Origin of the sequence: Paraburkholderia sp. J41 (assembly GCF_905220235.1) — a bacterium.
GTDB lineage: Bacteria > Pseudomonadota > Gammaproteobacteria > Burkholderiales > Burkholderiaceae > Paraburkholderia.
In genome coordinates this window covers 1-584 of sequence record NZ_CAJMZE010000096.1, presented here as the reverse complement: position 1 = coordinate 584, position 584 = coordinate 1, and the positions used below count along the sequence as shown (strand labels likewise).

The 584-nt window shown below is 61.5% G+C and carries 1 protein-coding gene; it reads left to right on the top strand.

The genetic code is table 11. The features are described from left to right. The coding region (locus U5805_RS31570) for an electron transfer flavoprotein subunit beta/FixA family protein (protein WP_322107404.1) at positions 1 to 584 on the top strand (584 nt) is incomplete at both ends.

The following is a 584-nucleotide window of genomic DNA, read 5'->3' as shown; positions in this document are numbered from 1 at the left end:
CTCGTACCAGTCAAACGCGTGGTCGATTACAACGTGAAGGTTCGCGTGAAATCGGACGGCACGGGCGTCGATATCGCCAACGTGAAGATGTCGATGAATCCGTTCGACGAAATTGCCGTGGAAGAAGCCGTGCGCCTGAAGGAAGCGGGCGTGGCGAGCGAAGTGATCGCCGTGTCGTGCGGCGTGACGCAGTCGCAGGAAACGCTGCGAACGGCGCTCGCGATTGGCGCGGATCGCGCGATTCTCGTCGAATCGAACGAGGATTTGCAGCCGCTGGCGGTCGCGAAGCTCTTGAAGGCGCTGGTCGACAGGGAACAGCCTTCGCTCGTGATTCTCGGCAAGCAGGCTATCGACGACGATTCGAACCAGACGGGCCAGATGCTGGCCGCGCTGGCTGGTTTGCCGCAAGCGACGTTCGCATCGAAAGTCACGGTTGCCGATGGCAAGGCCACGGTTGCGCGTGAAGTCGATGGCGGCGCGGAAACCTTGTCTTTGAAGCTGCCCGCCGTGGTCACGACGGACCTGCGCCTGAACGAACCGCGCTACGTCACGCTGCCGAACATCATGAAGGCGAAGAAGAAGCC